Below are 24,537 nucleotides of genomic sequence, written 5' to 3' on the forward strand. Positions count from 1 at the left end.
GGGCGGTGCGTCTTGGTCGACTGCTGTCCTACCGGGAGCTTCGTCCTATCTGGAGCATCGACACGCCGCCGCGTAGCTGCTCAGACCCCTCCACCACGATGAAAATGGCTCCTTGTGTTGGGCCCACTGATGGACAACGAGGAGGCCCCGTCGGTTTCGGTCCGTAAGTCATCGATCTCGCGCGCGCTGCAGGTCCTCGGCGTGCAGGCGAGGGACGCCGTGGACGAGTTCGATGCGGTGGGCCTGGGCCGACACCGCCATACAGCGGAATGGCTTGAAGACCGCAGTTGAAGGCAACGCGGCCGCTGTGGATGAACAACGCTTTCTTCGGCTTGATCACCCGCACTCACCTGCCGCCGACCGCGCGGCGGTCGGCGGTGAGCCGTCACGCGGCGTGGCGCACATCAGGGCCGGCCCGACGCACGCTCGTGCCGATGAGGGGCGATCCGTGGTCCGATGCTGGGGTGGCGGAAGGGTGTTTGCCGTCGGGTGCATCTCGCGATCCGGCGAGGGTCATCCAAGGCGGTCCGCCCAACCCGCTCGCACCAGAGCCTCTTGGGCGACGTCGGCGGCGGCGCGGTCATTGGTGACGATGAAATCCTCCATGGCGGCCGGCGTGCGCCCACCTCGGTCCAGCGCCCTGAGATGCTGCTCGAGCCTTGGACCCGTGTCCCGTTGTCGCAGGCGGCTGCGGACGATGTCGTCATCAGCGGTCAACCTGACCACACGGACTTCGCAACCCGCGAGGCTGCGTACATATGACTCCCGTAGCGGCAGGCTGTCGATGCCTGCGGAGACGACGACGAACTGCGCACCGGCGGCCTTGAAGTTGACCCACACCGCTGCCAGGTTGGCGCACTTGAGCTGGTCATGAAACCTCACGGGTCCGGGGTTCGGTTCCGGAGGCGGCCCGAACTGCGCGAGCATGTCCGTGTCAATGACGGCGGTGACGCATCCTCGGGCGGTCAGGATCTGCCCGAGCGCATCTGCCACGGTGGACTTACCGACTCCGGCGGTCCCGGTGAGAAGCAGAGCTCGGTGCACAGGGTCTCCTGCAGAGTTCGGTGCCTACCGGGCGCAGGCGGGTGTGTGCGCTACCGATTCAACCGGAACCAATAGTTCACCGTCGGTCCCTGGGCAGCCAATCCGCCGCCCAGCGACTCGTACAGTGCCCGGGCAGCGGCGTTCGCCTCACCCGTCGTCAGGAACATCCTCGTCGCACCGGCCTGTGCAGCTCGCCCCTGATACTGATCATGGATTCGTGGCGAACATCCCCCTCGGACGCAGTCCAATACATGATCCATTTGCGGTTACGTAACTGAGCAGCGTGAGGATGTCGGCCGGTAGGTCGAGGTCAATGCCAGTTCGTGTAGGTCGGGACGACGGTGCCGTCTGCGTGCCCAGTGGCCGGGGCGTATCGGTCGGGGTAACGCCGGGGGGCAAAACTCTGGGCGTCATCGCAGTCGAGTTCAGCGCGGCCAGCAATGTCCCTCGTCGGCGTGGCCTGACGAGGTGGAGACCTCGTCAGGCCATCATGATCAACACGACGTAGATGATCTACGGTTCCCGTCGCCGGACGGGCGAGACGGCGATGACAGGTCCATGCGCTGGGAAAATGCGGTTCGTGTTCTGTCCAGAATGGTCCACCGTCTATATGGCCAGTTCGCGCGGCTCGTTACCGAATGTTCGGCAACGAGCCGTTCCGGTTTTGCTCCTTACAATGGGAGCAAATTGGGAGCGGGACGATCCCCGCCAGGTTCCCGGTCGGGTGCTGCCTTCGGGTTGTGGGCCCGGCCGACCGTGTGCTGGCGGCGGTGGTGGGCTCTGACCGGAGCGTGGGTGGTTCCACTCGGGAGGGATGCCGTGGTGGGCGGGTAGATCCCCGGCGTGGGGGGTGGGTCCGGCAAGGAGGTCGGGTGGGTGTTGCTGCCTGGCGGTGCTGGTCGTGGCGGGGGCGGGCGCCGTGTGGGCGACGATCGCCCACCGGAGGTCGCGTTGCGACGATCGGAACCGCCGCGACCGGAACCGTTGTCAGGACGGCCGCCCGATCCCCTGAGAGCCATGCGGCACCCGCCGGAAGGCCGGAAGAGTCCCACCCGGGATCGCGGCCGTGACAGAGGCAAGACACACGACGGCGCCCGGGCGGAGTCCCCCGGGCGCCGTCGTGTGCGGGTTACGCGGTGGTGCAGGTGGGTGACAGACCGGTGGCGCTGCCCGTGCCCTGGAAGCCGAACTCCGTGGACTGACCCGCGGCGATCTGGCCGTTGTAGGAGACGTTCGAGAACTGGACCGCGCCGCTCGTGCCGGAATTGGTCGCGCTCCAGCTGCTGGTCACGGCCGCACCGCTGGGCAGCGTCATGCTCACCCGCCAGCCGCTTACCGGCGCGGAGCCCGCGGTGACGCGTACGGTCGCGACGAACCCGCCGTTCCAGGAGTTGAGCGACACCGTGGCCGAGCAGCCGGACGCCGGCGGCGGCGAGGTGGGCGGGTCCGACGGCGAGACGGTCGGCGAGACCGTGGGTGAGACCGTCGGGGAGACGGTGGGTGAGACCGTCGGGGAGACGGTGGGCGACACCGTCGGGGAGATCGTGGGCGAGCCCGTCGGGTCCGTCGTCCCGCGGCCCTTGTTGAGCTCGTCGAGGACCGCCGTGTACGCGGCCTTCTTCTGGTAGTTGCCGTTGCTGCCGGTGAACAGCAGGCCCCGCTCGGAGGAACGCCACGACTCGCTGTCCGAGATGCCCCAGACCGTGATGCCGGTGCAGCGCGCGACGTTCAGGCAGGCCCGGACGACCTTGCGGTAGTTCGCCGCCTGCCCCTGACCGATGTCGTTGTTGCTCAGGTCGTCGTCGATGTCGAGCTCGCTGAGGTGCACCTCGACGCCCAGGTCGGCGAAACGCTGGATGTTTGCCTGCAGGTCGTCCGTGATGATGCTGTTCGGGTTGTCGTTGAAGTGGCTCTGGAAGCCGACGCAGTCGATCAGCTTCGTGGACCCCTGCGTGTACGTCCTGACGATGTCGTAGAGCGCGTCGGCCTTGCGGTTGCGCCCGCCGCCCTTGACCGTCAGCCCCTCGACGTCGTAGTCGTTGATGCAGAGTTTCGTGCTCAGCCCGTTCTGCTGGACGACCTGCTTAGCGCGCGTGAACGAGTCGCGGATGTAGTCGGTGTCGCCGGCGTCGAAGTAGTCGCCGTCGCCGTTCGCGTCGCGGTCCAGCGTGTGCGGCCACTGCCCGCGTCGCGTCCCCGCGTTGTTGTCGGCAAGCGACTCGTTGACGACGTCCCAGTATTTGATCTTGTTGCCCCAGCGCAGCAGCGCGTTGCCGATGTACGTGTTCAGCGTCGACTGGTTGGCGCCCTGCAACGAGCCGGCCTGCGAGTACCAGACCATGGTGTGACCGCGTACGACCATGTTGTTGGACTGCGCGAAGTTGACGAGCGTGTCCGCGTTGCCGGTGTTGCGCAGCGTGCCGTTCGCGTTGGCGATCGCGTCGGGCTTCATGTCGTTCTCGGGGGTGAGCTGCCCGAACTCGTTGGCGAAGAAGCTGTTCACCCGGCCGGGGCTGGCGGCGGCACCGAAGAACAGGCCGGCCTGGGCGGCGGCGGCGCGCAGCGTGGTCGCTGCCGCTTCGGCGGGGCCCGTGTACTGGGCGACCACGATGCCACCGGCCAACAGCACGGACGCACCCAATGCTGCAAGTTTCGTACGTCTTCCGGTGTGCGTGGTGGGACTACTCACGAGGTATCTCCTCCCCTGATCGACTCGGCCAGCCTCCGTGATGTATCGAGAATTGTCAATCAAGCTCGTCAACTTATCGACATTCTGCCGAAACTTCCGGAGAGTAACGCCGCGGATGTCGGAGGTTCGCCAGGGTCCGAGGGGCGCTGTCGCATTGGCGGATCCGTGGGCACGCCCAGCCGCATCAGCGGGCACTGGTCAGATCGCTCGTGCGAGTTCGGTGAACGCGGCGGCCACCCGGGTCCCGGACGGGGCGTCGGTGGCGAGTTCGTAGTCTCCGCGTCGGAGGTTCTGCCCGAAGGCATGGCCGGTGACGATCGTCTGGGCGGTGCGGTCGGTGCGTAGTCCGCGCCTCGGTCTGAATCGGGTGCTTGAGCTGGCTGCGGTCAGCCTCGATCGGATCGTTGGCATGCCGCTCGACGTGGTGCCACGCCGACGGGACCAGGCCGTCCAGCACCCTGGTACAGGCGGGGGCGGCGTCGGTCACAACCTCGCTGGGCGTGACCTTCAGCGTGGTCAGCGCCCGGCGGAAGAACCGCCGGGCCGCAGCAGCATCCCGACGCTTCGAGACGAGCAGGTCGATGACCTGGCCATGCTGGTCCACGACCCGGCACACGTACCGCCAGATCCCGTTGACTTTGACGTAGGTCCCGTCCACGAACCAACGGTCACCCGGACAGTGGCCAGCGAACCGGGGGGCGTCGGCCAGTAGCGGGGTGAATCGCTGCACCCACCGGTAGACGGTGACGTGATCCACCTCGACACCGCGCTCGACCAGCAACTCCTCCACATCCCGGCAGGAGAGATTGAAACGCGGGTACCAGCGGACCACCAGCACGATCACCTCAGCCGGGAACCGGAACCCGAGAACGCCGACGGCGGCGACGACCAGGACCGGGCACTGGACGACCACCTCACCGGGCAAGGCAACCACACCGGCCAAGTCGGAGTCGATCACGCTTTCACCCAACGCAACAGACCCCCCGCGAGGCGTTGCGCATCACTCGCGAGTCGGGCCGGAGGCTTGCCACGCTGCAGGCGAGCGCCGAGGGCGAGTCGGTGTACCGGCAGATCGGCTTCGACACCGTCGCCCGCTATCGCCTCTACCAGCTCCCCGAGTGAGCTTCCGGCGATGCCGCCCCGGCCGCCCACTTGCCGGCCGGGGCGGCGCCGCCGCGCCCGTCACCACCAACTCGCATCCTGTCTCCCGGTCGAGGCCATCTCGCTCGCGGAACGAGGCCGGCCGGGGACGCCGTCGGAGACCCGCAGGGCGAACTCCAGCACCATGTGGCTGAAGCGCTCCGCCTCTTCCAGGTGCGGGAAGTGCCCGCTGTCGGAGAACTCGGCCAGGACCGCCCCGGGAATGGCCGATCGCAGCATCTCGGCCGGCTCCGGGCCGAATTCGAAGTCGTGCACCCCTGCTAGGACTATCGTCGGTGCGGTGATCGAGGGCAGCGCGCAGCGGAGGTCGAAATCGGTGGCCGGCCGCGGCCAGCACAGTAGCGCACCGGGGAGATGGGCGAACTCGGTCCGCCGCCAGTAGTCGGCGAAGTAGGCGGGGAGGATCTGCCAGAGCCGTGCGGTGGTCTCATGCACCCACCGACCGGCAGGGCGGTCATACGCGGCGACCATCGCCTCGGCATCGGTGCGGTCCCCGTGGGCCAGAGCGTACTGCCTTAGCTTCTCCCGCGCCGCCGCCCGGGTGTGTTGGTCGACCACCGGTGCGGTCGCGTACAGGATCAGGCCGGCCGTCCGGTCCGGGCGGCGCAATGCATGATTCTGCGCGACGAATCCACCGTGCCCGTGCCCCAGGATGAGCACCGGAGCGTTGGAGAAGTCGGCGATCACCGCGTCGAGATGATCGGCGTAGGTGTCGAGGTCGTACCTCGCCCCCGCCGGCAACCGGCTCGAACCGCCCGTGCCCACCGGCTCGAGATAGACCATCGTCAGGCGGTGCTCGAGCAGTGGCATGCGCAGATAGTCTCCGGAGAGCCCAGGGCCACCCGGGTGTACGAAACAGAGCGGGCCTCGACCGCGAATGTGACATATCAGGGAAAGGTCGCCCGCGCGGACCGTGTGCGTCGTTCCCGATCTCGTGCTCATTACAGCTCCTCGGTGACCACGAATGACATCATCAGCCCCCGGCAACCCCCCGGTCGAGCATGTCGGACCGCAGTTGATTTCTACTGACCATTTCCGACGAGGCCACGAGTTCGGATCCACGATGAAAGGGCAGCCAGGAAACCTGGCTGCCCTTTCATCCGCTTAACTGTCAATGCCCGGTCAGGCGGCGCTAGGCACCTTGCCCAGGCCCATCCGATGCGCGTATCGGGTGTACGCACCCGGCCCGAGCGCAGCTACATGTCGCAGACGGCAGAGGTCTTGTCGCTGAAGTTAACGTTCGGGTAGGTCCAAGCATTGTTGCCAGGGTAGTAGTTTCCGTGCGTGACCGTCACGTTGTTCAGGCTGTCGACCTTTTTGTACGGTGCCACATAAAAAATTTCTGCTTTGGTTGCAAAGCGGTAAGGAGCCGGGTTTTGGAACAGGAAGATGTTGTATCCCGTCTTGTTGTATACAGAGGACGTGGCGTCGGAGACGCGATGGCCGTTGCTGAACGTGTTGTCATTGAGGTCCAGGTCGCAGTAACGCCCGTTTGGCGCCTTGTCCTGCACAATGAAGATTCCGCCCGCGCCGTCCTCGTTCTGGTTTTCCCAGAGGCACACACGGTTGGCAGGGCAGTCGCTGGCTGAAGCTTGGGCGCTCGTTGCGATCACCGTCACACCCGACAGCGACACTGCAAATGCCGCAACGATGACGGCGACTCGCTTCGCGGTTCGCACGATCCGATACCTCCTGTGATGTTCGGCCGATTGCGCCGTAAATATACGCTCAGCGCTCTTAACTCCTAGTTGATATCGACTGAACCGCTTGCCTCTGGCCCCAATCCCGGGCCTTGACAAATGAGAAGCTGCAGGTGGGGCGGCTGATCCTGTTCTGCGCACCATGCCCGGACTCTGGGCATATCGGGGGCAGAATTTCCGGTTTTGGATACTGCTGATTTGTGTGGCTACCGGATCTTCGGCGCGCCGAATCGGCGCCCTGACGTCCCGATGAGCAGGATGCCGAAAGATGGGGTGGTGGCGGTGTGGTTGACGGCCTGGGCGATGTACTTGTCTTCCAGGCTTGGTGCGGTCCAGCCGCTCGTGGGGCGGTTGACTCGACGTTGAACGGCATCCCGCTGAATCCGGCAACCGTCGCCATTTACAAGATCGGTGTCTACACCGCGCTCGGCGATACCGGCACCGCACGCGCAGCGCAGCGCGGCGCGGCGCGGCGCGGAAACCGTACGGCCGGCAGAGTTGCCCAGCGCCGAACGATACGGCCGCTTCTGCGTGGACACCGCCTGCGCTTGGACCCACCACGGCAAGCCCGACCGCGCCGTTCAGGCACGGCTCTCCGCGGAACGGCACGCCCCCGAAGAGGTCAACCGCCCCTCGGTCCGCGACCTCGTGTCATCGCTGCTGTACGCCCCGACAGCAACTCCGGCAGGGCTTCGCGATCTCGCAACCCGCGTCGGCGCCACCAACTGACAGTCAGAACCTGCCTCATACAGCACTGACCGACAGGCTCTGGCCGTCGAGCCAACGCTCGACGATCGCGGTGACAGAGCCCAGGCGTGAGGCCTCGGGCCTCGGTCGAACACCCCAAGCGGGATCACACCCGCAGGCGCGCACCCGCCGAACGCACCTCCCGCACCCGGATTGGGAGACGCACCGCGAGGTCGTAGCGCTGCCCGTATGCCCGCAGGTAATCCACGACGTGCCGACGCTCCGCAACTCCTCACCGCCCTGCCTTGCCATCCCCACCCGGCAGCGGGCTGTACGGCGCCGGGAGAACAACGGATGCGTGAAGTCCTCACCCGAGAGCCTCACCGTGATCAAGGCCTCGTTACGCCGCTCTAGCCGGGGTGTTGCTGCAACGATGCAGGACGTGGGAACTGCGAAAACGATGATGCCTGCCATCTCGCCCCTTGCGGGCGAACCGATCAAGCGTGCCGACGCCGAGCGGCTCGCCGCAGTGCTGAAGGCATTCGCCGACCCGGCCCGGCTACGACTGCTCAGCCTGATCCACTCGTCTCCCGAGGGCGAGGCGTCCGTCAGCGACCTCACCGCACAGCTCGGTCTCTCCCAGCCGACCGTGAGTCATCACCTGCGGATCCTCACCGAGGCCGGCCTGCTCGAGCGCGACAAGCGCGGCGTCTGGGCGTACTACCGGCTGATGCCGTCCGCGATCGCCGCGATCGCCGAGCTGCTGACGCCGCCCCGCAAACGGGCGACGAAGAAGACCCGTTGAACGTCACCGTCGGAGCCGCTTGCCACGCCGGCTGACCGGCATCCACCCGACGCACCGTCATCGACCCATGGCAGGGCGCCCGCGCCGTCCCGCTGGCCAGCTGCATCGGTTGCTCGACCGCGATGATCAACTGGACAATGACCTGAGCGAGGTCGCGGCGGTGCTGAAGGTCGGCGACCTCGGGCCGCGTGGCGTCAGGTCCGCTCCGAAGATCGATGAAGTCGTCGTTCGCCGAGGTGACGATCGCCAACTCGCGCAGGTGCGGGCTCTTCGGATCGATCGTGAAGTTACCGACGATGCGTAGGGGATCGGGTTTACAGAGGGGTGGCAGGAGAAGACCACGATGCACGACGTCGGGACGGTGGCCGACCAGCCAGGTGGCCAACACGCCTCCACCGGAGATGCCCACGACGCCGACCGTGTCGCCCAAGCCGGCCGCCACGTTCAACGGTACTGCCGGGGCAGTCGGTGTCGCCGTGAAGCAGGAGAACGGCCTTCGCGCTCACGCGCTGGTGGAGAGGAATTGACTCCGACACCCCGGAAGCACCTCGGTGTCGGCCGCCTCCGCGACGACGGCCCGCGCGGCCCGCGCACTCGCCGACTCGAAGCTCAGGGACTCCGGCGTTGCGTGCTGAAGCCCGTCGCTGCGCAAGGGCCACACGTACACCGTGACGACGCCCACCACGACGAGGGCCGTCAGCACGAGGGCCAGCCGGGTGAGGCGGCCGCGACCTGTACGGGCGAGACCGTTCCGGGGATCGTCGGGCAGGGTCTGGCCTACGCGCAGGGCGCCCAGCAGAACCCGGTTGTCCACCACATCCCTCCTTCCGAGTGCGTCGCGTCCCGATGAGAGCGGCCGCCATTCTGCCCACCCCCCACCGGGCAAACTCTGAAGAAAGTGCGTACCGCCGATCTCATGAGGCCTGGCCGGGGTGTCTGAGCGGGCCTGACGGATGCCGAATTGATCTACGCCGCAGTCAATCCAGTCGCTGTCAAGAGATCCTTCAGTGAGCGTGACTAGGGTCATCCGAGGCTTTGGATCGTGTCAGGGCTCTGGGGTGCGGCGACAGGGGATTCCCGCGAACCAGAAACGCGACGCGGGGGAAAATTCATGCAGGAATCCGGGGGCGAGGGTCGTCTGACTCGCCAAGGCGCGGCTGGTGCGTCGACGCTAGGGACGAGTGCATGACCCCAGCTGATCACCGTCCGTTCAACAGCAGCACACGGGGGGAGAGCCCAGCGGTCGGTCACGCCCGCGACGGCGAAGCAGACCCGCTCCGCCTGCAGATCATGGGCCCGTTACGGGTCTGGCGGGGCGCCACCGAACTCGACGCCGGCCCACGGCAGCAACGCTGCCTGCTCGCGCTCCTGCTGGCTCGCGTGGGCCACCCCATCAGCACGACTGATCTGATCGCGCTGATCTGGGGGCCGGAGTCACCGGCCAGCGCGGTCAACGTGATCCACAAGTACATCGGCGTGTTGCGTCGTCTTCTCGAGCCCAACCTGCCGCCGAGAGCCTCCGGATCGTACCTGTTGCGCAGCGGTGACGGGTACCGCTTCACCGCAGGCCCAGAGATGCTCGACCTGGTCGCGTTTCGCTGGCACGTCGCCTCCGCGAAGGCGAGCGTGGGCAAGGATCGCCTTGACGAGGCGCTGGACCACTACACCGAGGCATTGCAGCTCTGCCGTGGCTTCGCGGGAGACTCCCTGGCGGACAGCAATCGGGCCGCGGCGACCTTCGCGGGCATCGTGGGCGAGTTCTTCGACGCGGTGGTCGACGCAGCCAGGGTCGCCGTTCAGGTGGGCCAGCCGTCGCGGGTTCTGGCACCACTGCGGCTCGCGGCCGAGCTGGACGCGCTACACGAACTCGTTCACGCGAGCCTGGTGACGACACTCGCCGCAGCCGGCCAGCAGGCCGAGGCGTTGGCGGTGTACCGGAGGATTCGGGAGCGCCTCGTCGGGGACCTGGGCATAGACCCCGGACGCGCTCTCCAGGACGCTCACCGCCAGGTGCTGACCCAGACCGCGCTGCCACAGGCCGAGCCGGTGGACTCCGTCGGACCCGCTGTCCGGTCCGACGGCGTGCCCGTCGTGCCACTGGTCCGCCCGGCGCAGCTGCCTCCGGACCTGTCGCAGTTCGTCGGACGCTCGACCGAACTCGCCCTCCTGGGCGACCTGGTGGCCGGCATGCGCGACGACGGGAGAACCAGCCCGTTGGTGGTGGCGATAGACGGCATGGGCGGCGTGGGTAAGTCGACCCTGGCCGCTCACTTTGCACGTCTCGTCGCCGACGAGTTCACCGACGGTCAGCTCTACCTCGACCTCCAGGGCGAGCAGGACGACGACGAGGCTGTCCGCGCCGGCGACGCCCTGCACTCCGTCCTGTACGCACTGGGTGTTCCCGCGTCACAGGTACCCGACACGTTCGACGCGCGCGTCGGAACCTACCGCAGCTTGACGGCGGGGAAACGCGTTCTGCTGCTGGTGGACAACGTGCAGGATCCCGCGCAGGTTCGTCCGCTGCTGCCGAACTCTGCCGAGAGTCTGGTGCTGATCACCAGCCGCCGTCCGCTGCTCGGACTCGCCGCCCTCGACGGTGCCTATCTGCTGCGCCTCGACGTACCAGACCTCCAGTCGGCTCGGGAACTACTGGTGCACCGGCTTACACGCTGGACGAAACGCAGGATCGGTCAGGCGGACGCCGTGATCGTGGACGAGATCATCGAGCTGTGCGGACGGTTGCCGCTGGCGCTGGCGATCCTGGCCGCTCGCCTCACCGCGCGTCCCACACTGTCACTGGAATCCGTCCTCGCCGACCTCCGGGACGGCGCGCACCGTTTGGAGGCGTTTCCGCACGGCGCGGGCGCGCACGATCCACGTACGGCCTTCTCCTGGTCATACCGACAGCTCAGTCCCGGCGCCGCGCGACTCTTCCGACTGCTGGCCGTCGCACTGAGCCCCGGGATCACGGCCCAGGCATGCGTCAGCCTGTCAGGCCAGGATTCGGCCACCACGCACGCCGAACTCGAGGAGCTGACCGAGGCGGCGTTGGTGACCGAGCACGACGACGGACGCTTCACGTCGCACGTGCTGGTCAAGGCGTACGCGCAGGAGTGCCTGCGCGATGTCGAGCCGCCGAAGGAACGCCGGGACGCGGTCAGCCGCCTGCTCCAGTACTACCTGCACAGCAGCTTCAACGCGCAGGTGCTGCTGGCGCCACACCGAGTTCCGATCGAGCCGTCGCCGGCGCTGCCCGGTGTCGTGCCCGAACAGCCGGCGACGTACGAGGAGGCCCTCGCCTGGTTCGCCGCCCAGCGCGAGGTACTCAAGGAGGCTGTCCGGCTCGCGGAGAACCTCGGGTACGGCATCGTGCCGTGGCAACTCGCCATCACGATGCAGCAGTACCTGCAGTGGGCCGGGTACTTCCAGGACTGGGAGGACGTCATGCGCTCGGCCCTGCACGCCGCCCAAGAGAGCGGCGACGAGGTCGGCGAAGCGCACACCCTGCGCAGCCTGGCCGGCGCCCGGTGGTCGTTCGGGGCCAACCATGACGCGCTCGACCTGCTGGCGGCAGCACTGCGGATCTTCGAGCAGAGGGCCATGCCTCTGGAGCAGGCCATGGCACACGCCAACCTGCAGTGGGTGTACGAGGCGCTGGGCCGGCACGAGCAGGCGCTCGTACACGGCGAGAGGGCAGTGGCCCGATACCGCGAGATCGGCTATCGCCGTCCCGTGACCATGAGCCTCTTGTCGATGGGTAGGTCGCTTGCCCGTCTCGGGCGGCTCGAGGAGTCGGCCCATATGCTCGAGCGGGCGCTCGAACTCCACGAGCAGATCCGGAGCGAACTCAAGGCCGGCTGGGACGCGACGTTGACCGCGGTGGAGGGTGAGACGCGCATGGCCATCGCCTCCAACCTCGCGCAGACGGGCCGCGTCCGGGAGGCGGTGGAGCAGCTCGAACTGTCGGCCAACACCTCACGACTTGTGCGTCACCGGGCGAACGAGTTCGAGGCCCTGCACCAGCTCGCCGAACTGTTGATGTCCGTCGGTGACGTCGCGGAGGCAGTCGAGGCGTTCACGCGAGCCGGACTCGTGCTCGACAACTTCCCGGATGGCGGGCCGGAGCGACTGCGGGACCGGTTTGCCCAGCTGGCACAGAAGATGCCGGCTGAACAGGAAGGGAACGGCGATGGGCAGCACCGCCGATCGGATGACGGCAGCCCATCTTGACGCCTTCGAGTCACTCGTGGGTGTGACTCCGAAGAGCTGGTACGCCGAGGGAGGCACCGCCCGCGCGGCGGTGACCCACAGCCGACCAGGAGATCAAGGCGTTGCGGCTGGTCGCCAGCGGGTTGAGCCACGTGATGATCGGCGAGCGGATGGGCGTGACCGAGTCGACCGTCGGCACGTACCTGAAGCGCATCCGGGCGAAGTTGAACGCTACCAACAAGGCAGAACTCACCCGCCGGGCGATCGAACTGGGCTACGTGTCGCCGCATCTGTAGGTCCTGACGCCGATGCCCCCGGCGTCGGCGTCAGGACCAGAACGTTGCTCTGCTCGACGTCGGCACCACCCCACCGGGTGACGCCGCGCCCAACTCCCGCCGTTACTACCGCTTCGCGGCGACCTCCCGCTGACAGGCCTGCCCCAGATCCATCATCTTCTGAACCGACTCCGAGTCGCTCTTCGAGATCGAGTTCGGGTCGACCTCACCGTCGTTGACGGTCCAGCTCTTACCGTCATCGCCCAACGCGGCATGCTCAAGACCCTTGCCCTTGAGGCACTTCACGACATCGCGCATGAAGTCCCCTACCTCCGGATTGGCCGGGTCGAGTTCCCATGGCTCCAGCGGGATCAGGTTCTCGCAAGCCTTGGCCGCCGCGTCTTTCTTCGCAGTGGGAAAATTGCGATTTGCCCGATCCTTCGTGATGTCGAAACCGTGCTCGAGCAAGCAGTCCTCGTACGGCTTGTAGCGCGCCCTCGTGTCCTCCGGGGTGTCGTCGAGGCGTTTGCGGGGACGCTCGGCCTGCTTGGCAGACGCGGCCACGGAGGGTGTTCCACTCTCCAGCGTCGCCACATCCGCCTTGCCACCGGCACCCGCCTGATCGTCGGTGGAGGCCGAACAACCAGCGCCACCAATCACCATCGCGATGGCGACCACGGCCACCGAAAATTTCCTCATCGTGCTGCCATCCTCATCGTGTGCCTTCTGCCGGGCCTTCGGCGTGGTACGGCCCGTCGGCATCCAGAATCACCACTGACTGTCAGAAAGCTGTTTGCTGGCGGCGCCCACCTGGCGTCGACCCGACGGGACCTGGCGTCCTTCCCAAGGGGTGAGCCTCAGGCCGAGGCGAGCGCCTCGGTCGGGGTAAGTCGGGAGGCCCGGACCGACGGATAGACCCCGGCGATCACGCCGACCGCGACGGCACCGCCGAGCCCACCGAACGTCGCCGGCAGCGAGACCACGATCGGCCAGCCGTGGTACACCGCGTAGGCGGCGACGGCGACCATGCCGAGCAGGGTGCCAGCGACGCCGCCGAGCGCGGCCAGCGCGGCCGACTCGGTGAGGAACTGGGCTCGGATCTGGCCCCGGTGCGCACCCAGCGCTCGGCGCAAGCCGATTTCGCTACGGCGTTCCAGCACGGAGATGACCATCGTGTTCGCCACTCCGATCCCGCCGACGAGCAGCGCGACCAGGGCGAGACCGAGGAACAGGGACGAGAAGTTGTTCTCGCTGGCCCGTTTCGCGGCGAGAGCGTCCGACGGACGGGTCACCACGACATCCCCGGGTTGGACGGGCGAGATGGTGGCCGGCAGGACCGCACGGACGGCCTCGATCGCCGATTCTCTACATTGGATGTAGATGACCGTGGGGTGTCCGTCGAAGCGGAGTTGACTGCGGGCCGATTCCCAGCCGACCAGGACCGAGCGGTCAATGTCCGGCGAGAGCGGCGTCTGGGCGAGAATGCCGACAACGGTGAACCAGGTGTCACCGATGATCACCAATGGCCCGGGGTCGGCGGTGCTGCGCAGGTCACTGAAACCGAGCCGGGCCGCGGCGACCGAGCCGAGCACCACCGTCGGAAGCCTCTCGGTGGCGGCGTTGAGCCAGTGCCCGGAGCGCACCTTCGCGTTGATGGCTGGCAGCAGGTCGAGGCGGGCGGCGAGCACCGTCAGGCCCAACCCGTCGCGGGGATCGGTGCGGTCGTTACGGCGCACGAATGTGTGGGTATTGGCGACCGCGCTCGCAGCCGTGACCGGGCCGATGCGCTTCACCATCGCCGGGGCCTCTTCGGGAAGCTTCGGCGGCGGGTCGACGTCGTTCTGGGCCATGGCCTGCAGACTGTTGGTGCCGAGCGCGGAGAGTTCGCGCAGCAGCGCCGCCTGGCTGGAGGCGGGGATCCCGGTGACGACGACCATGGTGGCGATGCCGATCCCGATGCCCAGCGCGGAGAGGGCGGCCCGCGCCTTTCGGGTACGGATGCCGAGCAGCCCGACGTCGAGCAGGTCGAGCGGGGAGAGCCGGATCCGGCGGATCACCGGGCAGCCGCCGTGTCACGGACCAGCCGACCGTCGCGGATCTCGACGCGGCGGGGCAGGCTGGCGGCGATCTCGTTGTCGTGAGTGATGATGGCGATGGTGGTGCCTTCCCTGTTGAGCTGGTGTAGCAGCTGCAGCACGGCGTACCCGTTGGTCGTGTCGAGCGCGCCGGTGGGTTCGTCGGCCAGCACGAGGGCCGGACTGTTGACGAGGGCTCTGGCGATGGCGACACGTTGACGCTCGCCGCCGGAGAGTTGGGCCGGCCGGTGGTTGACGCGATGGGCGAGGCCGACCCGGTCGAGAGCCTCGAGCGCGAGCGGGCGGCGACGTTTGCGTGGGATTCCGGCATAGAGCAGGCCGGTGGCCACGTTCTCGGCGGCGGTGAGGCCGTCGGTCAGGTGGAACTGCTGGAAGACGAAACCGAGCCAGTGACCACGCAGGGCGGAGAGCTGGCGGTCGGCGAGCTCGGCGACGTCCTGGCCACTGATCAGAATGGTGCCGGAGGTGGGGCGGTCCAACGTGCCCATGATGTTGAGCAGGGTCGACTTGCCGGATCCGGAGGGTCCGACGATGGCGAGTAGTTCGCCTTCCACGATGTCGAGGGAGACCCCGCGCAACGCGTCGACCCCGCCGGTGTAGCGCATGCCCACGCCGCGGGCAGAGAGCACGATGCTCACGAGGTGGTCACCACTTTCGTCCCCTCGACGAGGCCGTTGCCCTTGATCTCAACAAGTCCCTTGGCGAAGATGCCGGTATCGACCGCGACCAGGGCCCCACCCTCGAGCTGGACGGCATAGCCACCCTCGTTCAGCGCCAGCAGCGCACCGACCGGAGCGACGAGAACGCCCTTGTGGGTCTCGGCGGCGAAATCGACCTGCACCTCGGCGGCATCGATCTTGGCGATGGTGTCGGGCTTGTCCACAGCGACGGTTACGGTGACCTTGGGTACGGCGTTACTCGAGCCGCCGTTCTCCTCCGCGGGCTTCACGGCGGTACCGATGGCGGTGACCTTGCCGCTGACCGTCCTCTCGTCGGGCAGGTGCACGGTCGCCGGATCGCCCTGCTCGATCGAGCTTGCGTCACCCACCTCCATCTCGAGGCTGGTCGCCTTGGTGGTCTGAGTGACCGACATCAGCGGGCCGCTCGCGTCCTCACCGGGCAGGACGGCGACGGAGTCGATCCGGACCGCGCCGACGAGCACCACCACGTCTCCGGGCTCGATCGTGCCCGTCTCCGGGACGTGCAGGTCTTTCTGCCAGCGCTTGACGGCGGCCCGGAGCGCGGTGGTCAGAACGCCTTCGCCCTTCTGCACCGTCACCTCGGGGCTGGACTTGGGTGACGGCGACCTGGCCGACTTGGACAGCCGGGTACCGGGCTTCGGCTGCTTGCCGACGTCATAGCCGAGGGTCTTCAGATTGTCGGCGACGACCCGCACGTCCCGGCCAACCATGTCGGGGTCCTTCAACGGGCGGTACAGCGGTATGCCGCCGTAGAACAGCGACACCGGCCGGTCGTCGACGCGGTACAGCTGCTGGCCACGCTTGATCGACATTCCCGGCATGGGCAGCCAGGTCACCGTGCCCTCCTTGCCACCCTTGAGCATCTGGGCGGCGCCGTAGCCGAGACGGCCCGTCAGCGACTGCGACGTCGAAATATCCTGCTTCACCAGCGCGAAGGTCTCCACACCAACCGGTTCGCCACCAGCCGGCGGCGGGGTACCGCCGGCCCCGGCGAACCAGAAAACACCGGCCGCAGCGGCGATCCCGGCGACGAGAACAGCGGGGACCACTGTTCTCAGGTAACGTCGGCGCGGCGTCGGGTCCGCGCCGACGGCCGGAATGACCTGAGTGTCAGAATCAGACGACTGCGCTGTTGGGGTCAAGGGCATGACGCCGATCATCAGACGCGAATATCAGGATCCTGTCAGGCCCGACCATGATCTTTTCCGCGGCCGCTGCGTCTCGTCTCGTACCGGTGCGGCAGCGACGAATCGTCCGTCCCGGAAACGGCACCGGACTCAGGGCATTGCCGCCTGACCTATAGTCGGCGTCGTGTGCGCCCATGTGCTGCTCGCGGAGGACGACGAACGGCAGGCCGAGGCGTTGCGCCGCTATCTCGTTGCGGAGGGTCACGAGACCACGGTCGTCCATGACGGCGAGACGGCGCTACAAGAGGCCCGCCAGCAGGAGTTCGACCTACTCGTGCTCGACGTGATGATGCCGAAGCTGGACGGCCTACAGGTCTGCCGGACCCTGCGGCAGGAATCGGACGTGCTGATGCTGATGCTGACCGCCCGATCGAGCGAGGACGACCTGCTGCTCGGGCTGGATCTGGGTGCCGACGACTATCTGACCAAGCCCTTCAGCCCGCGAGAACTGGTGGCCCGGATCCGAACGCTGCTACGCCGCGTCCGCACGAAGCCTCAGGAGTCACCGGCGCACCGGGTCGGGCGCCTCACCGTCGACGAACCCCGACGCACGGTGACCGCCGACGGCATTCCGATCGACTGCACCGCCGGCGAGTTCGCGATCCTGGCAGCGATGATCCGCCAGCCCGGCCGGGTGTTCACCCGGACCCAGCTCCTTCTGCACACCCGTGGCATCGACCGGGAATCGACCGGACGCACCATCGACGTACACGTCATGAACCTGCGGCGGAAAATTGAGGCGAACCCCCGCCGGCCACAACTTTTGCTGACCGTGTACGGCGTCGGCTACAAGCTGAACGCGGCGGTACCGTGACGCGCCAGCGGATCCCGCTGCACCGCAGTCTGGTGGTGCGGCTGCTGGCCACCTCCATACTGGTGGCTGTCTGCGCGATCCTGGCGACCGCCTGGCTGGCCGTCCAGTCGACCACGCGGGCGATCCAGCAGGAGCAGGGACGCTCGCTCGCCGACGACAAGAGTATCTACGACACTCTGTTGGGCTACGCCGCCACCCATCGGGACTGGTCGGGTGTGACCGCAGCGGTCACCGAGCGGGCTGGCAAGCTCGACCGCCGGATCACCCTGATGACCCCGGATCGGCAGCCGATCGCCGACTCCGCACCGGACGGGCCGTCGATGGATACGGCGCGGCCGTCGGCGACCATCGACCCGTTGCAGGTGGACCTGAGCCTGACCGGCGGGACCGATCGGGTCGACGCGCGCGCGATCGGGCCGTACCTGCTGACCAAACGGGAGAGCGCCGTCACCCGTAGCCTGGCCGCACGGCAACTCGCCTGCATCCGCGACCACCTGACAGGCGGCACGATTGTTGTCAGCCCGACCGGGCGGGCGTCCGTGCAGGTGGTCAACCCGGGTGAACGCGACTTCACCATCGCCTGCCCACCCGGCGAGTTGGCCAAGCCCATGCCGAGCGAGGCCGATGGGATCGCGCAGCTACAGACCCTGACGAAACGGTGCCTGCAGGAAAAGGGTGCAGGTGTTCGAGTCGTCATCAATCCAGACCGCACGGCCAGCCCGACCGACGACGCCAAACTGGACAAGCAGATCGACGAATGCCTCCAGAAGTCACGCCTGGCTCAACTGAAGGAGTACGTGGCACCGCCGGCCCTCCTCTTCGTCACCGACAAGTCGCGGGGCACCACCGGACCGGTGTTCAACCTCTCCCCAGCGAACATGATCCGCATCGCCGAGGTGACCGGAGCGGTGCTGGCCGCCACCGTGTTGATCACGATTCTGGTCGGGCGCCGGCTGGTACGACCCCTGCGGGCACTGATCGAGGCCACCCGCCAGTCGGCGGACGAACAGGGCCCGGTGCCGGTGACCACCCGCAACGAAATCGGGCTCCTGGCCACCGCGCTCAACGAACTCGCCGCTCGGCGGGAACAGACCGAGGCGTTACGCAAGACCATGGTCAGCGACGTGGCGCACGAGCTGCGGACGCCGCTGAGCAACATACGCAGCTGGCTGGAGGCCGCCCAGGACGGCCTCGCGCCACTCGACGCGCAGCTGCTCGTCCTGCTGCTGGAGGAGGCATTGCTGCTCCAGCACATCATCGACGACCTTCGGGACCTGGCCGCCGCCGACGCCGGCGACCTGCGCATGCACCGCGAGCCACACGATGTGGCCGACCTGTTGGAGCAGGTCGTCGAGGCGCACCGAGGCGCCGCCGAGGCCGCCGGAGTACGGCTGGGCACCTCGGTGGTCGCCGACCCGCAGGTGGCGCTGGACGGTGCCCGACTGCGCCAACTCGTCGGCAACCTGGTCACCAACGCGGTCCGGCACACCGCCCCGGGCGGCTCGGTCACGGTGCACTGCGCGGTACTGCACGACGAGCTGACCATCGCCGTGGTCGACACCGGAGCCGGCATCGCACCCACCGACATACCCAAGGTCTTCGACCGTTTCTGGCGGGCCGACGACTCGCGGACGCGCAGCACCGGCGGGAGCGGGCTCGGCTTGTCGATCGCCCGCAAACTTGCCGAGGCGCACGGCGGCACGCTCGGCGTCGAAAGCACCCTCGGCCACGGCAGCACCTTCACCATCCGACTGCCGGTCATGGCACCGGTCCCGCACTGACCGCTTGCCCACCCGTGCAGCAGGCCACGCCTCCACTGAGCGTCGGCGGGTGCGGCGGCACGTGACCGTCGGGCAGGGGATTGCGAACCAGGTAGAAGCATGGCGGCCGACACAGAGGGGGACCGCCGCCGTTGGTCGTCTGCGGACGATTGCCCGAGCTGACGGACGGCTAGACGAGTAGTTCCGAAGTCCGGTCAGTTTTCCATTTCCATGCCAGGCATCGACCCCTGACATCGGAATTACCCGTCTAGAGATCAAGTGCAAATCGAATACCCTCCGAAAACGCGGGGTAGCTCAAATTCAGTCGCTGTCCACTGTTCCGGAAGCTCTCATCAAGTGCGCGACGATAGCCTGTAGGAGGCGGTGGTGATGGCCGGGCGGGGGCGTCACGCTTCACGCAACCATGCCTGCGGGTTGCCGCTCACTCCACCGCACCGGTTTCAAGAGACTCTACGGATTGAGGCACCAATGTACAAAAACCTCGTCTTCAGGGCGTTCGCCGTCGCTGCGGCCGCGACCGGCACTGCGGCGCTGCTCCCTGGGGTCGCTCAGGCATCACCGTACCCGTGCCCGAACGGGCAGATCTGTATTTACTCGGGGTTGAACCAAACGGGGTCTGTCGCCGTACTGCCGGAACTCCAGCCCCATGGAGCCACCAAGTTCAAGGCAGAGATCGCCGATTTCCGAGGCTACACCTTCTATAACGGCAAGACCCTCAACGATGCGGCGTCCTCGATCACCAACAACACCAACCAATGGGTGTTCCTGTATCAGGATGGGCACTACAACGGGAACACATTGAACAAGAATCCAGGGGAAGCATCGATCATGCCGCAATCGAAGGCGAACTTCGATGGCAGTCCTGTGTACGATCTTATCCCCCTCCCAGACAACACTGCATCCTCCATCACCGTCGGCCAGTGGTTGAGCTGCAATCACAGCGACTGGCATGATGATTGCCATATGGCTCCTGCGTATCCGAATAGCTGAGACCTGCCCGGGCATGTTTCAGAAGACCAGACCGTCAAACGTCAGCGGCCCTGCAGGCGCTTCACGTTGTCGCCGAAGGTCCATCCCGTCGCCCCGTCCCAGTTCGCCGACCAGGTCATCAGGCCCCTTGAGGCCGGGCACGGAGTTCCAGTCCTGCGTGACCAATGACGTCAACAGGTAGCCGCCGCCCGCCCCGTTCTGCGCCGGCAGGCCCGGGACCCGCTTGTCGTACGGCACCCGGATGGTGGTGCCGTGGATGGTCAGGCCGTTGTTCAGGAACTGCGTCTGCACCCTGATGCCCTGCACGGTGCCCGCCGGGTACGAGTCGCCTGAAGCGACCCCCTGAGACCGGACACCTCCTGAGTTGGCATCCTGCCGAGGAGGAGGAGACGCTGTGGCTCGACAGAGCCAGTACCCCGAGGAGTTCCGCCGCCAGGCAGCGGCGCTGGTGCTCGACTCCGGTCGCACGCTGCGGGACGTGGGCCGGGAGTTGGGCGTCGGTCACGACCTCGCTGGGCGTGCCCTTCCGCGTGGTCAGCGCCGGACGGAAGAACCGCCGGGCGGCGTCGGCGTCCCGACGCGCCGAGACGAGCACGTCGATGACCTGACCGTGCTGGTCCACTGCCCGGTAGACGTACCGCCAGACGCCGTTGACCTTGACGTAGGTCTCGTCCACGAACCAACACGGTCACCAGCTGAGTGGCGGGAGAACCGGGCGGCGTCTGCCAGTAGCGGGGTGAATCGCTGCACCCACCGGTAGACGGTGACGTGATCGGCCTCGACACCGCGCTCGGCCAGCAACTCCTCCACGTCCGGCAGGAGAGGTCGAACCGCAGGTACCAGCGGACCGCTGGGACGATCACCTCGAGCGGGAACCGGAACCCGACGAACGCCGACGGCGGCGGAGACCAGGGCTGGGCACGAGACAGCGACCTCACCGGCCCAGCAGACCACACCGGCAAAGCCGGAGTCGATCATGCTTTCGTCCAACGCAACAGAGCCGTCTGAACTTTCTCGAACGTCTCGGTCCGGTTCCTGGCATCTCCAGTCTGAATGGGATATACATATGAGTCGATGCGATCAGACGGTGACGTGCCACCTCTGGACACCGCAGGCCGGCGAGCCCGAGGCGTCGCCTGCCACACCTTGACCGGTTGACTGGAGATCTCATGAGCAGCCCTCGATCCGCTCCGCCTCGGCAGACTCGGGGAGCAGCTCGCCCGCGCCGTGCCCGGCTCAGGCCCACCGCGCTGAGCATGCTGTCGGTCGTAGCGCTTGTCCTGACGTACGTGGTAGCCACGCCGGTCGCATCCACGCCAGTGGCCCTGACCACGAAAGTAGCCGCCGCCTACGTCAAACTGGGCAACCGGACCACCGGCAAGTTCATCGACGGCATGGGTCGGACCACCAACGGCGCCGCAGTCGGCCAGTATTCCTCGTCGTCCAGCGACAATCAGCAGTGGACGATCGAGGCCGTCGGCGACTACGTCCGGATCAGGAATCGGGCCACCGGCCTGTACCTGGACGGGATGGGCCGCACGACGGGCGGATCCATCTGCGGCCAGTGGAGTGACAGCGGCAGCACCAACCAGCAGTGGACCCGGGAGGACTCCGGCGGCTACGCCAGGTTCAGGAACCGGGTCAACGGGCTGTACCTGGATGGCGGGGGCAGCACGTCCGACGGCGCCAACCTCGTCCAGTACGCGAACAGCGGCAGCACCAACCAGCAGTGGATCGTCACTGACGTGTCGACTCCGGGATCGGGCACGATCATGGTGGACGGCAACAACATCCGCGCCGGGAACGTCAACGGCCTGACGTTCAAGGGCTTCGGTGCGCTCAGCGCCAACAGCACCAGCGAGTTGCTGATGGATTACAAGGCCCAGAGCCCGACCGCGTACGCGCAGCTGCTGCGGGTCCTCTTCGGTGGGGAGAGTCCGGTCTTCACCAACGTGAAGATCGAGATGGGCAACGACCGTAACAACTCCACCGGGCCGGACCCCTCGACCATGCGTTGGGAGTCGGAGGCCCCCAACGTCAAGCGGGCGCAGGGCTTCCAACTCGCGGCCGACGCGAAGAAGGTCAACCCGAACGTCAAGGTGTCCCTGCTGCGCTGGAACTCCCCCGGCTGGGTGAACAGCAACGACAAGGTCTACACCTGGTTCAAGAAGACCATCCTGAGCGCGTACCGGACCTACGGGTTCATGGTCGACTACGTCAACCCGGGTCTCAACGAGCGCGGGGCGGACCTGAACTGGACCAAGACCTATGCCAACCGGGTCAGGACCGACAGTGCCGACTTCGCCAACTCGACGGAGCAGTCCCGGTACAACCAACTCAAGGTCGTCATCTCCGACGAGGTCGGTGTCGGGTCGTTCGGCGGCAGCATGATCAGCGACGCCGGCCTGCGCGACGTGGTGGCGGCGGCCGGCTACCACTACAGCCCCGACGACGACAGCGCCGGCAACTTCAAGCGCCTGGCGATGGACTACAACAAGGAGATCTGGAACAGCGAAGCACAGGCGACCTTCGGCAATTCCGCCTTGCGCCCCAACAACAACATGCGGTCCCCGTCGGTGGTCGGAACCGGCATCGGCGGCACCAACAGTGCGCTGGAGATGGGAAACACCATCATCAAGGGATTCGTCAACTCGCGCCGGACCAACTTCATTTACCAACCGGCCATCGGGTCCTTCTACGAGGGTGGGCAGTACTCCTACAAGGAGGTCGTCAGCGCCCGTGATCCCTGGTCGGGCTGGCTGCACTACGACGCTGCCATCGACGTGCTGCGGCACTTCAGCTGGTTCGCCAAGACCGGCTGGGAGAACTCCAGCAACACGGCCGGTATCTGGCGCGCCGTCCCCGAGTCCAGCTACACCGGAGCCACCGGGACGAACCCGGTGGTCGGACGCAACGGCACGCCCAGCTATCTCACGCTCGCCGCGCCCGACAGGCGCAACTTCTCCACGGTCTTCATGAACGACAGCGAGTACACCCAGTCGTACCGCCTCCAGCCGGTGAACATGGCCTACTCCGGCACTCCGGCCCTACAACTGTGGGAAACCCGCGCGGCCGACCCCGGTCAGGCGTTCAACGCCAACTACCTGAAGCACCTCGGCAGCGTCCCGGCCGATGACGGCGGGGGGTACGCCGTGACGGTCAGGCCGAACTCGGTCGTCACCGTGACGACGCTGGACAACCACACCAAGCCCGAGTACCTGGAACCCCTGCCGGTGGAGGGCCAGCGCACCGTGCTGGACACCGACATCTCCGGCGACGTGCAGAACACCAGCGACAACATCCTCTACGCCGACGACTTCGACTACTCCGGCAAGACGGTCCCGGTGATCGGCAGCGGCGGCACCATCACGGGCACGGAGGACTTCATCACTTCGCGTGGCGACGCCAAGAGCGTCATCCCGCGCTACACCAGCGACCGCAACGGCGCCTTCGAGGCGTACCAGCCGGACGGATCGACCAACTACGTACTGCGCCAGCAACTGGACAGCCCGAGCCAGGGCCTGGGCGGTGCGTGGAACGGGGGAGACGCGGTCACCAGGATCGGTGACAGCCGGTGGCTCAACTACAAGGCCAGTGTCGACGTCTCCTTCGAGAACAGCAGCACCCAGAACGGCGCCAACTACGCCCGGCTGGGCATCCGCGAGCAGCACGGTGACAACGGTGCGCCGTACTCGGTGAGGTTCACCTTCGACGGGGGCTGGCAGTTGCTGGTCAACAACAACGCGGTCGCCAGCGGCAACGTGGTCAGCGGCGCCGGCGGCGTGCGGATCGGTGGGTTCAACACCGCTCACGACGCGTGGCACAACATCGCGCTGAGGGGCGCCGGAAGCACGGTGACCGCCTACCTCGACGGCGTCACACTGGCCACCTACACCGACCCGAATCCCAAGCTGTCCGGCCGGATCACGCTGGGCAGCGGCTACTACTTCACCCGGTTCGACAACCTCCGGGTGGAGACGGTCGACGGAAGCCCGCCGTACTACTCCGAGGTGCTGGACAACCTGGAGATGTCCGACCTGGCCAACCCGCCCGCCAGGAAGCTGGTGTACGGCGGGTCCTGGGCACACGAAAACGGTAAGGGGATGTACAACATTCAGCGGACCCTGTCAACCAGCCAGGGAAGCGGCTCGACGCTGACCTACACGTTCGCCGGCACCGGACTGGACATCATCGGGCCGAACAACGGCTCGGCCGTCCTGCAGGTCACGGTGGACGGTACGGTGGTCAACTCCGCAGCGAGCACGCTCGCCTCTCCCGAGTTCTATCAGACGTACGCCCTGCGCAACCTCGGCGCCGGCACGCACACCGTGGAGATCAAGGTGCGCAGCGGCAGTCTCGTCGTGGATGCCGTCGGGGCCGTCCGGCCGTGACGCCGGT

21 protein-coding genes and 2 pseudogenes are annotated in these 24,537 nt (G+C 67.0%); 10 read left to right on the plus strand and 13 right to left on the minus strand.

All coding sequences use genetic code 11. From position 1 onward, the window contains the following. Positions 1–129: 129 nt before the first annotated feature. Positions 130–291, plus strand: a complete 162-nt coding sequence (locus ACXN5W_RS30540) for a hypothetical protein (protein ID WP_473161837.1) — start codon at positions 130–132, stop codon at positions 289–291. A gap of 222 nt (positions 292–513) precedes the next feature. On the opposite strand, the gene ACXN5W_RS30545 is transcribed toward ACXN5W_RS30540, so the two are convergent. From ACXN5W_RS30545 to ACXN5W_RS30555, 3 genes and pseudogenes are all read right to left on the minus strand, one after another. After that, positions 514–1,044: an AAA family ATPase gene (locus tag ACXN5W_RS30545; RefSeq protein WP_473161838.1), complete on the minus strand. Its 531-nt coding sequence runs from the start codon at positions 1,042–1,044 to the stop codon at positions 514–516. A 1,129-nt stretch (positions 1,045–2,173) separates the two neighbouring features. Then, positions 2,174–3,733, minus strand: a complete 1,560-nt coding sequence (locus tag ACXN5W_RS30550) for an endo-1,4-beta-xylanase (protein ID WP_473161839.1) — start codon at positions 3,731–3,733, stop codon at positions 2,174–2,176. A 198-nt stretch (positions 3,734–3,931) separates the two neighbouring features. Further along, positions 3,932–4,625: pseudogene (locus ACXN5W_RS30555) on the minus strand (IS6 family transposase). A 101-nt stretch (positions 4,626–4,726) separates the two neighbouring features. On the opposite strand from ACXN5W_RS30555, the gene ACXN5W_RS30560 reads away from it, so the two are divergent. Further along, entirely contained in the window at positions 4,727–4,855 is a 129-nt protein-coding gene (locus ACXN5W_RS30560) for a hypothetical protein (protein ID WP_473161840.1), read from the plus strand. A 60-nt stretch (positions 4,856–4,915) separates the two neighbouring features. Here ACXN5W_RS30560 and ACXN5W_RS30565 read toward each other — a convergent pair whose 3' ends face one another. The 3 genes from ACXN5W_RS30565 to ACXN5W_RS30575 form a co-directional block, all read right to left on the minus strand. After that, positions 4,916–5,836 (minus strand): alpha/beta fold hydrolase, encoded by a 921-nt coding sequence (locus ACXN5W_RS30565; protein ID WP_473161841.1) that lies wholly within the window; start codon positions 5,834–5,836, stop codon positions 4,916–4,918. A gap of 254 nt (positions 5,837–6,090) precedes the next feature. After that, positions 6,091–6,573, minus strand: coding sequence for a peptidase inhibitor family I36 protein (locus ACXN5W_RS30570; RefSeq protein ID WP_473161842.1), 483 nt, complete (start codon positions 6,571–6,573; stop codon positions 6,091–6,093). 227 nt (positions 6,574–6,800) lie between these two features. Next, a complete protein-coding gene (locus ACXN5W_RS30575; protein ID WP_473161843.1) occupies positions 6,801–7,133 on the minus strand; it encodes a hypothetical protein in 333 nt (110 codons plus the stop codon). A 581-nt stretch (positions 7,134–7,714) separates the two neighbouring features. Between ACXN5W_RS30575 and ACXN5W_RS30580 the strand changes: the two genes are divergently transcribed. Both ACXN5W_RS30580 and ACXN5W_RS30585 read left to right on the plus strand, forming a co-directional pair. After that, on the plus strand, positions 7,715–8,086 hold the full coding sequence (locus ACXN5W_RS30580) for an ArsR/SmtB family transcription factor (RefSeq protein WP_473161844.1): 372 nt from the start codon (positions 7,715–7,717) through the stop codon (positions 8,084–8,086). A gap of 109 nt (positions 8,087–8,195) precedes the next feature. After that, on the plus strand, positions 8,196–8,390 hold the full coding sequence (locus ACXN5W_RS30585; protein WP_473161845.1) for a hypothetical protein: 195 nt from the start codon (positions 8,196–8,198) through the stop codon (positions 8,388–8,390). 198 nt (positions 8,391–8,588) lie between these two features. Here ACXN5W_RS30585 and ACXN5W_RS30590 read toward each other — a convergent pair whose 3' ends face one another. After that, positions 8,589–8,900, minus strand: a complete 312-nt coding sequence (locus ACXN5W_RS30590; RefSeq protein ID WP_473161846.1) for a hypothetical protein — start codon at positions 8,898–8,900, stop codon at positions 8,589–8,591. 476 nt (positions 8,901–9,376) lie between these two features. On the opposite strand from ACXN5W_RS30590, the gene ACXN5W_RS30595 reads away from it, so the two are divergent. After that, entirely contained in the window at positions 9,377–12,316 is a 2,940-nt protein-coding gene (locus tag ACXN5W_RS30595) for an AfsR/SARP family transcriptional regulator (protein WP_473161847.1), read from the plus strand. A 92-nt stretch (positions 12,317–12,408) separates the two neighbouring features. Continuing rightward, positions 12,409–12,591 carry a response regulator transcription factor gene (locus ACXN5W_RS30600; RefSeq protein ID WP_473161885.1) on the plus strand — a complete coding sequence of 61 codons (183 nt, stop codon included), beginning with the start codon at positions 12,409–12,411 and terminating at the stop codon, positions 12,589–12,591. Between the two features lie 105 nt (positions 12,592–12,696). Here ACXN5W_RS30600 and ACXN5W_RS30605 read toward each other — a convergent pair whose 3' ends face one another. From ACXN5W_RS30605 to ACXN5W_RS30620, 4 genes are all read right to left on the minus strand, one after another. Further along, entirely contained in the window at positions 12,697–13,332 is a 636-nt protein-coding gene (locus ACXN5W_RS30605; protein ID WP_473161848.1) for a hypothetical protein, read from the minus strand. Positions 13,333–13,427: 95 nt separating this feature from the next. Then, positions 13,428–14,627, minus strand: a complete 1,200-nt coding sequence (locus tag ACXN5W_RS30610) for an ABC transporter permease (protein WP_473161849.1) — start codon at positions 14,625–14,627, stop codon at positions 13,428–13,430. Further along, positions 14,624–15,295, minus strand: a complete 672-nt coding sequence (locus tag ACXN5W_RS30615; RefSeq protein ID WP_473161886.1) for an ABC transporter ATP-binding protein — start codon at positions 15,293–15,295, stop codon at positions 14,624–14,626. The genes ACXN5W_RS30610 and ACXN5W_RS30615 overlap by 4 nt, the downstream gene beginning before the upstream one ends. 5 nt (positions 15,296–15,300) lie before the next feature. After that, a complete protein-coding gene (locus ACXN5W_RS30620) occupies positions 15,301–16,527 on the minus strand; it encodes an efflux RND transporter periplasmic adaptor subunit (RefSeq protein ID WP_473161850.1) in 1,227 nt (408 codons plus the stop codon). Between the two features lie 151 nt (positions 16,528–16,678). On the opposite strand from ACXN5W_RS30620, the gene ACXN5W_RS30625 reads away from it, so the two are divergent. The 3 genes from ACXN5W_RS30625 to ACXN5W_RS30635 all read left to right on the plus strand — a co-directional run bounded on the left by ACXN5W_RS30625 (position 16,679) and on the right by ACXN5W_RS30635 (position 20,139). Then, on the plus strand, positions 16,679–17,368 hold the full coding sequence (locus tag ACXN5W_RS30625) for a response regulator transcription factor (protein WP_473161851.1): 690 nt from the start codon (positions 16,679–16,681) through the stop codon (positions 17,366–17,368). After that, a complete protein-coding gene (locus tag ACXN5W_RS30630) occupies positions 17,365–19,149 on the plus strand; it encodes a sensor histidine kinase (RefSeq protein WP_473161852.1) in 1,785 nt (594 codons plus the stop codon). Before ACXN5W_RS30625 ends, ACXN5W_RS30630 begins: the two co-directional genes overlap by 4 nt. Before the next feature lie 468 nt (positions 19,150–19,617). Next, complete coding sequence (locus ACXN5W_RS30635; protein ID WP_473161853.1) at positions 19,618–20,139, plus strand: peptidase inhibitor family I36 protein; 522 nt, start codon at positions 19,618–19,620, stop codon at positions 20,137–20,139. An 18-nt stretch (positions 20,140–20,157) separates the two neighbouring features. Here the strand turns inward: ACXN5W_RS30635 and ACXN5W_RS30640 are convergent, their stop codons facing one another. Next, positions 20,158–20,430: a hypothetical protein gene (locus tag ACXN5W_RS30640; protein WP_473161854.1), complete on the minus strand. Its 273-nt coding sequence runs from the start codon at positions 20,428–20,430 to the stop codon at positions 20,158–20,160. Positions 20,431–20,635: 205 nt separating this feature from the next. After that, positions 20,636–21,068, minus strand: a pseudogene (locus tag ACXN5W_RS30645) (IS6 family transposase); the annotation flags it as partial. Between the two features lie 390 nt (positions 21,069–21,458). On the opposite strand from ACXN5W_RS30645, the gene ACXN5W_RS30650 reads away from it, so the two are divergent. Further along, positions 21,459–24,530, plus strand: coding sequence for an RICIN domain-containing protein (locus ACXN5W_RS30650; protein ID WP_473161855.1), 3,072 nt, complete (start codon positions 21,459–21,461; stop codon positions 24,528–24,530). Positions 24,531–24,537: the final 7 nt, after the last annotated feature.

The sequence above is a fragment of the Plantactinospora sp. A48 genome, assembly GCF_055793945.1.